Genomic DNA, 14,195 nt, shown 5'->3' on the forward strand with positions numbered 1-14,195 from the left:
CATGACCCGCACGGACCAGCAGGACCTCAGGCAGGCGCTGAAACTCATCCGCAGACTCGAAGCGGACCTGGACGCGCACGCACGGCGCGCGTCCGAGCCGATCGCGATCGTCGGCATCGCGTGCCGGCTGCCGGGCGCGGACGGCCTGGACGCCTTCTGGTCCCTGCTGGAGGCGGGGCGCGATGCGATCACCATGGTGCCGCCCGAACGCTGGGACGCCGACGCGCTGTACGCGGCCGATCCGGACGCGCCGGGCCGGCTCGTCACGCGGCACGGCGGCTTCATCGACGGGGTCGACTGCTTCGACGCGGCGTTCTTCGGCATCACGCCGCGCGAGGCGGCGCTCATGGACCCGCAGCAGCGCCTGCTGCTCGAACTCGCGTGGGCCGCGTTCGAGGACGCGGCGATTCCGCCCGACACGCTCGACGGCCGCGCGGGCGGCGTGTTCATCGGCATCTGCGCGTCCGACTACGGCCGGCTTGCGCTCGCCGATCCGGCCGGCGCGAATGCATACTGGGGCACCGGCAACGCGCCGAGCGTCGCCGCGGGCCGCCTCGCGTACACGTTCGGGCTGACGGGGCCGTGCATGTCGATCGATACCGCGTGCTCGTCGGCGCTCGTCGCGGTGCATCAGGCGGTGGAGAGCCTGCGGCGCGGCGAATGCGGGTTCGCGCTGGTCGGCAGCGCCAACCTGCTGCTCGCGCCCGAGGCGACGATCGCGTTCTCGAAGGCGCGCATGATGTCGCCGGACGGGCGCTGCCATTCCTTCGACGCGCGCGCGAACGGTTACGTACGCGCCGAGGGCGCGGCGATGCTGGTGCTGAAGCCGCTCGCGCGCGCCCGCGCGGACGGCGACCGGATCCACGCGGTGATCCGCGGCAGCGCGATCAACCAGGACGGCGCGAGCGGCGGCCTGACCGTGCCGAACGGGCCCGCGCAGGCGGCGCTGATTCGCCGGGCGCTCGCGAACGCGGGGCTCGCGCCGCGCGAGATCGCGTATGTCGAGACCCACGGCACGGGCACTGCGCTCGGCGACCCGATCGAACTCGGCGCGCTGGGCGAGGTGTTCGGCGCGGACCGCGCCGGCGCGCCGCCGCTGTACCTTGGGGCGGTCAAGTCGCTGATCGGGCATCTCGAAGTCGCGGCGGGGATCGCGGGGCTCATCAAGCTCGTGCTCGCGCTCGGGCGCGGCGTGATTCCCGGCTACCCGCATCTCGGTGAACTGAATCCGCATGTGCCGTGGGATCGGCTGCCGTTCGCGATCGCGCGCGCCGCGACGCCGTGGCCGGATGCGCGCCGGATCGGCGGTGTCAGCAGCTTCGGCTTCAGCGGGACCAACGCGCATGTCGTCGTGGAGGCGCCGCCCGCGCCGGAGCCGGAGCCGGGAGAGGCCGCGCCGCCGCCGGCCGCACCGCCGCTTCATCTGCTGTGCGTGTCGGCGCGCAGCGATGCCGCGCTGCGCGTGCTCGCGGCGCGTTACGCGGCCCGCGTGCGGGACGGCGGGGACGATGAACTCGATGCGCTGTGCCATGCCGCCGCGACCGGCCGCGCGCATCTGCGCCATCGGCTCGCGGTGGTCGCGCCCGACGCGGCCGGATTGGCCGCGCAGCTCGACGCGCAGGCGGCGCGCACCGCCGCGCCCGACGCGGCCGCGTTCGCGACGCCGCGCATCGCGTTCCTGTTCACCGGGCAGGGCGCGCAGTACCCGGGCATGGGCGAGGGGCTGTACCGTCGCCATCCGGCGTTTCGCGCGGCGTTCGACGCATGCGAGGCCGCGTTCGCGGGCGAACTGGACCGACCGCTGCGCGACGTGATGTGGGGCGCCGACACGGCGCTGCTCGCGCAGACGCGCTACACGCAGCCCGCGCTGTTCGCGCTCGAATACGCGCTCGCGCGGCTGTGGCTGCAATGGGGCGCGACGCCCGTCGCGGTGGCGGGCCACAGCATCGGCGAATTCGCGGCGGCGTGCATCGCCGGCGTGCTCGGGCTCGACGACGCGGCGCGGCTCGTGGCGGCGCGCGGCCGGCTGATGCAGGCGCTGCCGGCGGGCGGCGCGATGGTCGCGGTGGCGGGCGCGTCGCGCGCGCAGGTCGAGGCCGCCTTGGCCGGTCTGGCGGAGCCGGTCGCGATCGCCGCGTACAACGCGTCCACGCAGCTCGTGCTGTCGGGCGCGAGCGGGCCGCTGCAGGAAGCCTGCGCGCGGCTCGCGGCGCGGCACGCGGTGGTGACGACGCCGCTCGACGTATCGCATGCGTTTCACTCGCCGCTGATGAGGCCGATGCTCGACGCATTCGGGCAGGCGGCGGCCCGGGTTCGATGGGCTCCGCCGTCGCTCGAATTCGTCTCGACGGTGACGGGGGCGGGCGCGGCGGACGCGGTGGGCGATCCCGCGTACTGGGTCGCGCAGGTCGGCGCGCCCGTCGATTTCCACGCGGCGCTCGAACGGCTCGCGGCCGACGGCGTGAACCTCCTGATCGAGATCGGCCCCGGCGCGACGCTGACCGCGCTCGCGCGCGACACGCTCGCGGGCCGGCCGGTGCGCGCGGTCAGCAGCCTGCGGCGGCGCGGCGACGACTGGACGACGCTCGTGGGCGCGCTCGGCGAGCTGTATGCGGCCGGCGCGACGTTCGACTGGCGCGAGGCGGGGCGCATCGCGCCGGCCGCGCGGCGCGCGTGCGCGCTGCCGGCCTACCCGTTCGAACGGCGTCGCCACTGGTTGCCGGCTGCGACCGCATCGGCTGCCCGCGCGGGCAGCGAGACCGACGCCGGGCCTGACGAGGCGCATGCGCACCCGCTGCTCGGCGCGCGCCTGCCGACCGCCGCGCTGGCCGACGGCGAGTGCCTGTACCAGGCGTCGCCCGATCCGCGCGAGGTGCGCGACCACCGCGTCTACGAGCGCATCGTGATGCCGGGCGCGGCCTATGTCGATCTCGCGCTGCGGGTCGCCTCGACGCTGTATCCGGAGACGCCGCCCGCGCTCGACGCGCTGTCGATCAGTCAGGCGCTCGTGTTCCCGCCCGCGCGGCGCACCGTGCTGCAAACGCTCGCCACGCGGCGCGGCGACGGCGGCCACGACCTGCGCGTGTTCAGCCGGCGCGCGGACGAGCCCGGGGCCGGCTGGCGCGCGCATGCCGGCGCGCGTCTCGGCGCGCCGTGCGCGCCGGTCGCGAACCCCGATCTCGGCGCGTTGCGCGCCAGCTTCGACGCATCGGGCGAAACGCTGCCGGTCGACGCGTTCTATGCCGACTACGCGGCGCTCGGCCTGGCCTACGGCCCGGGCTACCGCTGCGTGCGCGCGCTGTCGCGGCGCGCCGACGCGCGGGCGGTGCTCGCGCGGATCGCCGCCGACGTCGCGCCGGACCCCGGCTACCTGCTCGCGCCGCCGCTGCTCGACGGCTGTTTCCAGGCGGTGGGCGCGATCGTTGGCGCGCCGGGGGGCGAGACGGCCTACCTGCCGGTGTCGATCGAACGCGTGTGGGCGCCGCGCGCGACGCCCGCCGCGTTCTGGTGCCATGCGACGCTGCGCGCGCCGCGCGACGACGCGCCCGCGCGGGTCGTGGCCGACCTGCGCCTGATCGCCGACGACGGTGGCCTGATCGCGGCCATCGACGGCCTGGAGGCGGTGCCGGTCGAGCGGCGCGCGCTGCAGTTCGCGACCGCGGACTGGCGCGACCTGCTGTACGAGGTGAACTGGCAGACCCGCCCGGCGCGCGCAGCCGAATTGCCGCCCGTGGCGGCGCACGGCGGCTGGCTCGTGCTCGGCGACGCGGCTGCGGCCGCGGCGGCCGCGCAGTTCGAGGCGCGCGGCGCGCAGGTCGTGCGGGTCGGCGCGGCCGAGGCGGAAGGCATGACCTGCGGCGACTGGCGGCAGTTGTTCGCGCTGCGCTTCGACGCGGCGGGCGTGCCGTTCGCGGGCGTGGTGCACCTGTCGGCCGCCGACGCGGCCGAGGCCGGCGCGCCGGCCGCCCTGGCGGACCCCGCGCTCGGCGCGGGCGCGCTGCTGCTCGCGCAGGCGCTGGCGGAGCGCGCGACGGCGGCCGGGCCGCGCCTGTGGTTCGTCACGCGCGGCGCGCAGCGGGTCGACGAACAAGGTCCGACGCATCCCGCCCACGCGCTGCTGTGGGGTTTCGCGCGCAGCGTGGCGCTCGAATGCCCGGCGCTCGCGTGCGCGTGCGTCGATCTGCCGCCCGGGGAAACCGGCCTGCCGCCCGGCTTCGCCGACGATCTGCTCGCGCCGGACGCGGAGCCGTCGAGCGCCTATCGGCAGGGTCGCCGCAGCGTGGCGCGGCTCGGCCCGCTCAAGGCGTCGCCGTTCCGGCCGGGGCTCGCGCGGCCGGCCGGCCCGTTCCGGCTGCGCGCGCTGCGCTACGGCGGCCTCGATGCGCTGGCGCTGCTCGGCTGCGCGCGGCCCGCGCCCGGCCCGGGCGAAGTCGAGATCGAGGTGCAGGCGGGGGCGGTCAACTTCAAGGACGTGCTGTTCAGCCTCGGGATGCTGCAGGCGTTCAGCGAAGGCCGCGGCATCCGGCGCGCGCTCGACCAGCCGCTCGGCTTCGAGTGCGCGGGCCGGATCGCGCGGCTCGGCGCGGGCGTGACCGGATTCGCGCCGGGCGACGTGGTGTTCGCGATGGCGCCGTCGGCGCTCGCCGCCTACGTGAACGCCGATGCGCGCCTCGTGCGTCCGGTGCCGCGCGGCCTGACGCCCGCCGAGGCCGCCGCGCTGCCGACCGTTTTCATGACCGCGATTCATGCGCTGGAACGGCTCGCGCGCGTGCGGCCCGGCGAGCGCGTGCTGGTGCACGCGTGCGCGGGCGGCGTCGGGCAGGCGGCGTTGCAGATCGCGCGCCGCGCCGGCGCGACCGTGTACGGCACCGCGAGCCCGTCGAAGTGGGCGGCGCTGAAGGCGCAGGGCGTCGCGCACGTGATGCACTCGCGCACGCTCGACTTCGCCGACGAACTGCGGCGCGTGACCGACGGGCGCGGCGTCGACGTCGTGCTGAACAGCCTCGGCGGCGCGTTCATCCCGCGCAGCGCGGATGTGCTCGCGCCGGGCGGCCGCTTCGTCGAGATCGGCAAGATCGACATCTGGGATGCGGCGCGCATGCAGGCCTACCGGCCCGACATCGCCTATGCGGCCTTCGATCTCGGCGAGCTGGACGACACGGCGGGCGGGCTGCAGGCGGATCTGCTCGATGCGGTCGCGCACGGCTTCGAGGCGGGCGAGTTGCGCCCGCTGCCCGTGCGAACCTTTCCGATCGCGCAGGCCGAGGCGGCGTTCCGTCATCTCGCGCAGGCGCGTCAGGTCGGCAAGGTCGTGCTGGATCTGGCGGCCGCGCCGGACACAGCCCGGCCGGTGCGCGCTGACCGCCGCTATCTGGTGACGGGCGGCTTCGGCGCGCTGGGCCGGCGGCTCGTCGCGCGGCTGGCCGACGAGGGCGCGCGCGACCTCGTCGTCGCGGGGCGGCGCGCGGACCCGGCCGCGCTGGACGCCTGGCGCACGCGCTATCCGGCGGTGCGCTTCGAGGCGCTGGAGATGGACGTGACGGATGCCGCGAGCGTCGCGGCCGGGTTCCGGCGCATCGACGCGGACGGGCCGCCGCTCGGCGGGGTCGTGCACGCGGCGGGCGCGCTCGACGACGCGACGCTCGCCAACCTCGACTGGGCGCGCTTCGCGCGCGTGCTCGCGCCGAAGCTGGCGGGCGCGTGGCATCTGCACGAGGCGACCGCGGCGCGCGCGCTCGACTGGTTCGTGCTGTTCTCGTCGATCGCGTCGGTCACGGGCGCGCCGGGGCAGGCGAACTACGCGGCGGCGAACGCCTGCGTCGATGCGCTCGCGCGCTATCGCCACGCGCAGGGCCTGCCCGCGACCTGCATCGGCTGGGGGCCGTGGGACGACGCGGGGATGGCCGAGCGCGCCCGCGACGCGAACCGCGCGCGCTTCGACGCGCTCGGCGTGGCGCGGCTGCCGGCCGGCGACGCGCTCGACGTGTTCGCGTTCCTGCTCGGCGCGGACATCCACGCGGTCGTGGCGGACGTCGCGTGGCCGCGCTTTCTCGGCAGCCTGCCGACGACGGGCGATGCGCCGTTCTACGCGCTGCTCGGGCGGCGCGCGGCGAGCGCGGCCGCCCGCGAGGACGGCGCGCTCGCGAAGCAGTTGCGCGCCGCGCCGGCCGACGCGCGCGCGGGGCTCGTCGCGACGGCGCTGCGCGCGCTGCTGGCGGACGTGACGGGCGGCGCGGCGGAATTGATCGACCTGGGCCAGCCGCTGCGCGAGCTCGGCATCGATTCGCTGATGGTGGTGGAACTCAATCATCGCCTCGAAGCGCGGCTGGGCTGCAAGCTCGGTCCGAAGCTGCTCGTCGAGCAGCCGACGCTCGAAGGGCTCGCCGCGCGCCTTGCCGGGCTCGCGCTCGGCGAGGGCGGGCGGGGTGAGGCGGGCTCCGTCACCGGGCATGACGCGGCCGACGGGCAGGGCGCGCGCGCCGCGGGGCAGCCGGCCGATGCGCAGGATGCGCCGGGCGCGCGCGACCTGCCGGGCGAGCATGATCCGACGGCCGGGCGCGACCGCGCCGAGGCGCGCGGCGCGCGGCTGCCCGCCGCCCCGCGCGAACCCGCGCCGGCCCCGCTGGCCTCGATGAGCGACACCCGCCTGGACCTCGACGGCCGTCGCATCGGCTTGTGCCGCTGGGGTTCCGCCGTCGCGCCGATGCAGATCGTCTGCGTGCACGGGATCCTCGACCAGGGCGCGATCTGGGCGCCGTTCGCGCAGGCGCTCGCGGCGACGGGCGTCGGCGTGGTCGCGCCGGACCTGCGCGGCCACGGTCCGCTTGGCGCGCCGCCGGGCGCGCCGCCGCCGAGCATGGCCGAATTCGTCGCGGATCTGCTCGCGGTGCTCGACCACGTCGCGGGCGCGGGCCGGCGCGTGGTGCTGGCGGGCCACTCGCTCGGCTCGATCGCCGCCGCGCTGGGCGCGGCGCTGCGGCCCGGTGCGATCGCGCACCTGGTGCTGGTCGAGCCGGTCGCGCCGTCGCTGCGCGAGGCCGCCGATCCGGTCGAGCGTCTGGCGCAGGACCTGCGCTACCTGACGGACGCGCCCGCGCATCCGGTCTATCCGGACCTCGCGTCGGCCGCGCGCATGCTGCTGCTGCGCCACCCGGCGCTCGACGCGTCGCTCGCGGAGGCGCTCGCGCGGCGCATCGCGCGCGACGTGGCGGGCGGCGTCAGCTGGCGCTGGGACGCGCGGCTGCGCAACCCGCTCGGCGTCGATCCGCAGTGCAGCCAGGCCGACTATCTCGCGGTGCTGGGCCGGCTCGCGGTGCCGTCGACGCGTTTCTACGGCCGCGCGAGCGAATTCGCGGGCACCCCGGTGCTGGTCGCGCCCGACCTCGCGCTGCCGCGCGGCGCGAGCGTCACGCTCGACGGCGGCCACAACCTGCATACCGACGCCGCGGCGCGGCTCGCCGACGCGGTGAGCGCGCTGTGCCACGACCTTGAACGAGGATGACCCGATGATCGACGCCTACGACGCCACCCGCACGCTGTCCGACATTCCCGACCTGCACCCGTCGCGCATCGCGCTGATCAGCGAGGGCCGCGCGCTCGGCTATCCCGCGCTGTCGGCGGCCGCGAACCGGGTCGCGCACGCGCTGGCGAGGCTCGGGCTCGCGCGCGGCGCGCGCGTCGCGTTCGTCGGCCACGACAGCGAGAAGAGCTACGAGCTGCTGTTCGGCTGCGCGCGCGCCGGGATGGTGTTCGTGCCGGTCAACTGGAAGCTGGGCGAGGACGAGGCCGCCTGGATCGTCGACGATGCGGAGGCCGAGGTGCTGTTCGTGACGGCCGGTTCGGCCGCGCTCGCGGCGGGCCTGCTCGCGCGCTGTGCGCGGCTGCGCGCGGTCGTGCAGCTCGACGGCGCGCCCGCGGCGGACTGCCTCGCGTACCCGGCGTGGCGCGACGCGGCGCCGGCCACGCGGCCGGCGGACCCGCGCGATCCCGAGACGCCCGTGATCCAGGTGTACACGAGCGGCACGAGCGGGCGGCCGAAGGGCGTCGTGCTCGCGCATCGCGGCTTCATCGAGCTGGTGCGCGAGGTGGTGCGCGCGGGCGACGAATTCATCGACTGGCGGCCCGGCGACGTCGCGCTGCTGGCGCTGCCGACGTTCCACGTCGGCGGGCTGTGGTGGGCGCTCCACGGCCTCATCAACGGCGCGACGGGCATCGTGCTGCCGGCCTTCAGCGGCGCGGCCGCGCTCGAGGCGATCGTCGCGCATCGCGTGACCAAGCTCGCGTTCGTGCCGGCGATGCTGCGCTTCCTGCTGTCGGAGCCCGGGTGCGCGCAGGCCGATCTGTCGTCGGTCGACCTCGTGGTCTACGGCGGCTCGCCGATGCCCGCGCCGCTGCTCGAACTGGCGCAGGCGCGGCTGCGCTGCCGCTTCGCGCAGAACTACGGGATGTCGGAGACCAGCAACATGGCGATCTTCCTGCCGCCGTCGGAGCACGCGGCGCTCGGTTCCGCGCGCAAGCTCGCGGCGGGGCGGCCGCTGCGCGGCGTGGCGGTGCGCATCGTCGATCGCGCGGGCCGCGAGCTGGGGCCGGGCGAGCCCGGCGAGATCCTGTTCCGCACCTCGACGCGCATGCTCGGCTATTGGAAACAGCCCGACGCGACCGCCGAGACGATCGTCGACGGCTGGGTGCATTCGGGCGACGCGGGCTATCTCGACGCGGACGGTTATCTGTCCATCACCGACCGCATCAAGGATCTGATCATCTCGGCCGGCGAGAACATCTATCCGGCCGAGCTGGAGCAGATGCTGCTGAGCCATCCGGGCATCGCCGAGGCGGCCGTCATCGGCGTGCCCGACGCGCGCTGGGGCGAGGTGCCGGTCGCGTACGTGGTGGCGGCGCGCGACGCCGGGCTTACCCGATCCGTGGTGCTCGCGCACGCGCGCGCGCGCGTTGCCGGCTACAAGATGCTGTACGACGTGATCTTCGTCGACCAGCTGCCGCGCAATTCGACCGGCAAGGTGCTGAAGCGGGTGCTGCGCGAGCCGCATTGGGCGGGGCGCGAGCGGCAGGTGAACTGACGCGCGGCGGGGCCGGGCGGTTCGACCGTCGAGCCGGTCAGCGTTATCGGTTCGGCGGCCCAACGGGTCGATGCCTCAACGGCCCAACGCCTCAACGCCCCAATCCTTTCGCCGTTCACCCCTCATCCGCTCACCCTCACCTCGTTCGGTGTCCGCCCGGTCCAGCGCTTGAACGCATGCCGGAAGCTGACCGCGTCGCTGAAGCCGAGCGCGAGCGCGATATCGTCGACGCTGAGATCGGTGGTGCACAGATAGTCGAGCGCGAGCGCATGCCGCACGCTCGTCAGCAGCGCGCCGTAGGACGCGCCTTCGGCGTCGAGGCGACGGCGCAGCGTGCGCGCGTTCATGCCGAGCAGGCCGGCGATCTCGTCGAGCGCCGGAAACCGTCCGGGGACGCGCGTCAGCTCGCCGAACACCTGCCGGGTGGTCTCGGCCCGCGCCTCGAACTCCTCGACCATGCGCGCGCAGTGCACCGACAGCTGGGCGGCGGTGATCGGATTCGCGAGCCGGGGCGCGCGGCCCGCCCAGGCGAGCGGGTAGCTGATCCGGTTCTGCGGCTGGCCGAACTGCAGCGGACAGCCGAGCAGGTCGGCGAGCTGCTCGGCGTGCCGCGGCGGCGCGGACGTCAGGGTCGCGTGCAGCGGCGCGCACCACGCCCCCATCACCTCGCGGATCAGCGTCGCGTGGACCAGGAACTGCAGGTCGATCAGGAAGCGGTACAGCCGCTCGTCGATGTCGGGCAGGCGCAGCGCGTGCTGGGCGGGCACGATCCACGACACCGCGTCGTCCTCCTCGATCCAGTGGATGTCGAGCATCCCGTTCGCGAGCTGGTGGTACTTGACCGCGGTGTCGAACGCGTCCGCCATGGTCGCCGAGCACAGCAGCGCGTAGCCGTACATCCCGTAGCTGGACACGTGCAGGCGCTGCCCGACCCGCATCCCGAGATCCTCCTGCCCGTAGGCGCGCACCGCGTGGCGCGCGGCGTCGAGGAATTGCTGCGCGGAAGTCAGCTGGAACGGGTCGGCGAGCGCCGCGCGGTCGAGCCCGGTGGCGGCCAGCACTGGGGCGGGGTCGACCCCGACCTCGGCCGCCGCGTCGAGCAGCGCGACCAGCTTGGACGTCGAAAAGCGCTTCTGCCGCAGCATGATGGCGGACGAAGCATCCGCCCAGCGGGCGCCGGGCGGAGAGAAAGACGGGAAAACTTCGGGCGTGCTGTGCCGCATGACGAAATCCGGGGTACGAGCCGAGGGCGTCCTGAGCGACAGATTTTGCCCGTGAATCGGCCGGCTTGCCACGAAGCGCCGCCGCGGGCGGCGTGGCCGGATGTCGATTGCGGACAGCGGCGGCGGCCGGATCCATCATAGGCAAGGCCGGGGCGGCATGGGATAGTGCCCCGGGGCAGGACGGCCGCGCACGGACGCGGCTCCGCCGGGGGAGACGACGGAATCGCCAGGCGCCCACGCGCGGCGGCCGTGCGCGGCCGGCGGGTCACCGCTTGCCGCGATGCGCCGCGCGGATCGCATCGGGACCGATCGCGCCCGCCCGGGCCGAGGCCGCAGGCCCGCCCGCCGCCTTTCCGCCAACCGCAGAGACATCGATGAGCAACCGACACTGGATCCGATCGTATGGCGCGATTCCGAGCGAGATCGACGCCGACCGCCACCCGTCCGTCACCTCCCTGCTGGAAACCGCGATGCGCGCGTTCGCCGCGCAGCCGGCCTTCCGCGCGTTCGGCCTGACGCTGACCTACGCGGACGTCGATTGTCGCTCGGCCGCGCTCGCGGCCTACCTGCAGCAGGTGGTGGGGATTCGCAAGGGCGATCGCGTGGCGGTGATGCTGCCCAACGTGTTCGCGTTTCCGCTCGCGCTGATCGCGCTGGCCCGGATCGGCGCGGTGCAGGTCAACGTCAACCCGCTCTATACCGCGCGCGAACTCACGCATCAGCTCGACGACGCGGGCGTCGACGCGATCATCGTGTACGACGGCGCGACCCGCACGCTGGCCGAGGCGCTCGCCGCGGCCCGGGTGCGCGCCGTGATCACGGCCGGCCTCGGCGACGGCAGCGGCATGGTGGTGCCGGGGCCGGCCGTCGATCCGGCGCTGCATGGCGCGATCACGCTGCGCGACGTGCTCGTGGCGGGCGAGCGCCTGCCGCTCGAACGGGTCGAGGTGCGCGGCGAGGATCTGCTGTTCCTGCAGTACACGGGTGGTACGACCGGCCCGTCGAAGGGGGCCTCGCTGTCGCACCGCAACCTGGTCGCGAACATCGAGCAATTCCGCGCGTTCATGCCGGGCGTGCTGCGGCCGGGCCGGGACACCGTCGTCACGGCGATCCCGCTGTATCACATCTTCGCGTTGATGCTGAACTTCCTCAGCTGCTTTGCGGCGGGCGCGGAAAACTGGCTCGTCGCGAATCCGCGCGACATGGACGGCTTCGTCGAGGTGCTGAAGGCGGCGCGGCCGTCGATCTTCGTCGGCGTCAATTCGCTGTACGCGGGGCTCGTCGCCCATCCGCGCGCGCGCGAGGTCGACTGGTCGCGCCTCTCGCTCAGCGCGTGCGGCGGCGCGGCGGTGATCGACGTGGTGTCGGCGCGCTGGGAGGCGCTCACGGGCAGCCCGATCCGCGAGGGCTACGGCCTGTCGGAGACGTCGCCGATCGTGTCGTTCAACCCGGTGTTCGTGCGCGTGTTCAACGGCACGACCGGGCTGCCGCTGCCGTCCACCGACGTGCGGCTGCGCGACGACGACGGTCGCGACGTGCCGATCGGCGAAGCGGGCGAGATCTGCGTGAAGGGCCCGCAGGTGATGTCCGGCTACTGGCGCAAGCCCGAGGCGAACGCGCAGGCGTTCACGGCGGACGGCTATTTCCGCACCGGCGACATCGGCGTGTTCGACGCGCTGGGCTTCCTGAAGATCGTCGACCGCAAGAAGGACATGGTCATCGTGTCGGGCTTCAACGTCTATCCGAACGAAGTCGAGGCGGTCGTGACGGCGTGCCCGGGCGTGGCGGAATGCGCGTGCATCGGCGTGCCCGATCCGAAGACCGGCGAGGCGGTGATGCTGTTCGTGACGCTCGGTGCGGACAGCGCGTTGAGCGAAGCGGCGCTCGTCGCGTATTGCCGCGAGAATCTCGCGGCGTACAAGGTGCCGAAGCAGGTCCGCTTCGTCGACGCGTTGCCGAAATCGAATGTCGGGAAGATTCTGCGGCGGGCGTTGCGCGAGGCGGTGTGACGCGCGCCGCCGCCCGGGGCGGCGACGCGCGCGAGGCTCAGTGGTCGGTGCGCAGCACCACCGAGAAGCTGACGGGCGCGGAGCCCGACAGCACGTTCAGGTTCATCAGCGTGCGCAGCGCGTCGACGCCGTCCTGCAGGCCGTAGTCCTTCAGGTTCACGATCACGGGCGTGCGCGTGGTGACGAGCAGCGCCTGGTCCGCGAGCTTCACCACGCGCAGCGGCGCGGTGAGCGGATGGGTCTTGCCGGCGAGCGTGAGCGAGCCGTCGAGGTCGAGATCGGTCGATGCGCCGACCGGCAGCGCCTCGAAATGGCGCGGATCGACCGAGCCCGCGAAGGTCGCGCGCGGCTGCTCGGCGACCTTGAACAGCAGGGTCTTGATGCGCTCGTCGCGCAGCCCGATGCGCGTGTCGACGCTCGCGAGGTCGACGGTGAAATGCAGGGCGCCATCGTCGGCGACGGTGCCGCCGACCTGCCTGAACGACTGCACTTCCTCGATCGCGGCCGTGCCGGCCGCGCCGGCCTTGGTCGTGACGAAACTGAAGCTCGACTGCGCGTTGTCGACGTGCCAGGCGGCGCCGGCGGTGGTGGCGGCAAGACCGGCGGCGGCGGCCAGGGCCGCGGCGATGAGCGTGGATGCACGCATCGGTGGTTCCTCGAACGGTCGGCAGCCGCCTGCGTGGCACATACGCGCGGCGGCTGTCCGGTAGGGTTGGGTGGCGTGGCCACCCCGGGCGCGGAGAGGCCGATGGTGCGGCAGGCTCCGGCGCGGGGGGCGGGGGACATCATACCCCGGGCGACGCGCTGCTCGCGCTGGGCCTGCGTCATCCGAACATCGAGGTGGCGTTGCACCGGGACGCTTCGGGGCAGGTGCTGAACCGCGTGCGCGGTGGCGATCTCGACGGCGGCTATGCGCTGATCGACGCGGCGCCCGAGGATCTCGCGGCGGACCGGCTCGCGCCGATCGGGCTTGCGGTCGCGTTGCCGATGCGTTTTGCCGCGCAGGCGGCGTCGCTGTCGCGCGCGGAGGTGGTGGGGTTGCCATGGATCGTCAGCGTGCCCGCGTGCGCGGCGACGCTCGACCTGTTCCGCGACGGCGGGCGCGCGCCCGAGGCCCGCCATGTGGCCGACAGCGACGGCGTGCTGCGCAGCATGATCGTCAGCGGGCTCGGCGCGGGCATCCTGCGGTGCAGCGAGGCCGAGGCAGGCGAACGCGCCGGGGAGATGGCGATCTGGCCGCATTGGCGCGGCTCGGCCTGGCTGTGCTGGGTGCAGGCGGCCGCGAACGCGAGCCCGGCGGTCGCGGCGATGCGGGAGGTGGTGGGGGAGAGCTGGCGGGAGGCGGCGGCCCGATGCGGCGTTCAACGCGGCCCGAGCGCCATGTCGTCGATCCGGCCGTTTTCGAGCGCGGCGAACGCGGGCGGCGTCGCGGCGGCGGACGTGCCGCCGGTTGCGCGCTCGAAGGTCCGGACGTCGGGATTCACGGTGCGCAACGCGGTGTGTCATCGATCCGCGCGAACCTGTCGTATCATCCCAACGACCCCCGCCACGCGGCTTTCCGCCCCCATCATGACAGGCACGCCCCACCCGGCAGCCCCCGCCAGCGATCCGCCGTTCGACGTCGAATGGGACGCGGGCGACCTGGGCTGCGGCGAGCTGCTGCTCAAGCTGCGGGTGCGGCTGCGCACGATGCCGGGCCGGGTGATCCGCGTGACCGCCCGGGATCTCGGCGCGATCGAGGACCTCCCCTCGTATTGCCGCGTGACCGGGCACGCGCTGCTGCACGCCGATGCCGCGCGCAGCCTGTTCTGGATCAAGGCCAAGGGCTGACGCGCCCGGCGCGGCGGCCGTCCCTGATCCCCCATCCCTGTACAACCGAGGAGAAA

6 protein-coding genes are annotated in these 14,195 nt (G+C 74.5%); 4 read left to right on the forward strand and 2 right to left on the reverse strand.

Annotation, left to right across the window (positions count from 1 at the left end; translation table 11 throughout):
* Nucleotide 1 precedes the first annotated feature (1 nt).
* Nucleotides 2-7,501 carry an alpha/beta fold hydrolase gene (locus AC1RQF_RS23450; RefSeq protein ID WP_492873069.1) on the forward strand — a complete coding sequence of 2,500 codons (7,500 nt, stop codon included), beginning with the start codon at nucleotides 2-4 and terminating at the stop codon, nucleotides 7,499-7,501.
* A 4-nt stretch (nucleotides 7,502-7,505) separates the two neighbouring features.
* A complete protein-coding gene (locus tag AC1RQF_RS23455; RefSeq protein WP_492873070.1) occupies nucleotides 7,506-9,077 on the forward strand; it encodes a long-chain-fatty-acid--CoA ligase in 1,572 nt (523 codons plus the stop codon).
* A gap of 122 nt (nucleotides 9,078-9,199) precedes the next feature.
* Here AC1RQF_RS23455 and AC1RQF_RS23460 read toward each other — a convergent pair whose 3' ends face one another.
* A complete protein-coding gene (locus AC1RQF_RS23460; protein WP_492873071.1) occupies nucleotides 9,200-10,300 on the reverse strand; it encodes an AraC family transcriptional regulator in 1,101 nt (366 codons plus the stop codon).
* A 374-nt stretch (nucleotides 10,301-10,674) separates the two neighbouring features.
* On the opposite strand from AC1RQF_RS23460, the gene AC1RQF_RS23465 reads away from it, so the two are divergent.
* Nucleotides 10,675-12,309 carry an AMP-binding protein gene (locus AC1RQF_RS23465; RefSeq protein ID WP_492873072.1) on the forward strand — a complete coding sequence of 545 codons (1,635 nt, stop codon included), beginning with the start codon at nucleotides 10,675-10,677 and terminating at the stop codon, nucleotides 12,307-12,309.
* 37 nt (nucleotides 12,310-12,346) lie between these two features.
* Here AC1RQF_RS23465 and AC1RQF_RS23470 read toward each other — a convergent pair whose 3' ends face one another.
* Nucleotides 12,347-12,955 (reverse strand): YceI family protein, encoded by a 609-nt coding sequence (locus AC1RQF_RS23470; protein ID WP_492873073.1) that lies wholly within the window; start codon nucleotides 12,953-12,955, stop codon nucleotides 12,347-12,349.
* On the opposite strand from AC1RQF_RS23470, the gene AC1RQF_RS23475 reads away from it, so the two are divergent.
* Nucleotides 12,946-14,139, forward strand: coding sequence for a LysR substrate-binding domain-containing protein (locus tag AC1RQF_RS23475; RefSeq protein WP_492873074.1), 1,194 nt, complete (start codon nucleotides 12,946-12,948; stop codon nucleotides 14,137-14,139). The genes AC1RQF_RS23470 and AC1RQF_RS23475 overlap by 10 nt on opposite strands.
* Nucleotides 14,140-14,195: the final 56 nt, after the last annotated feature.

The sequence above is a fragment of the Burkholderia sp. GW821-FHT14F03 genome, from assembly GCF_058803765.1.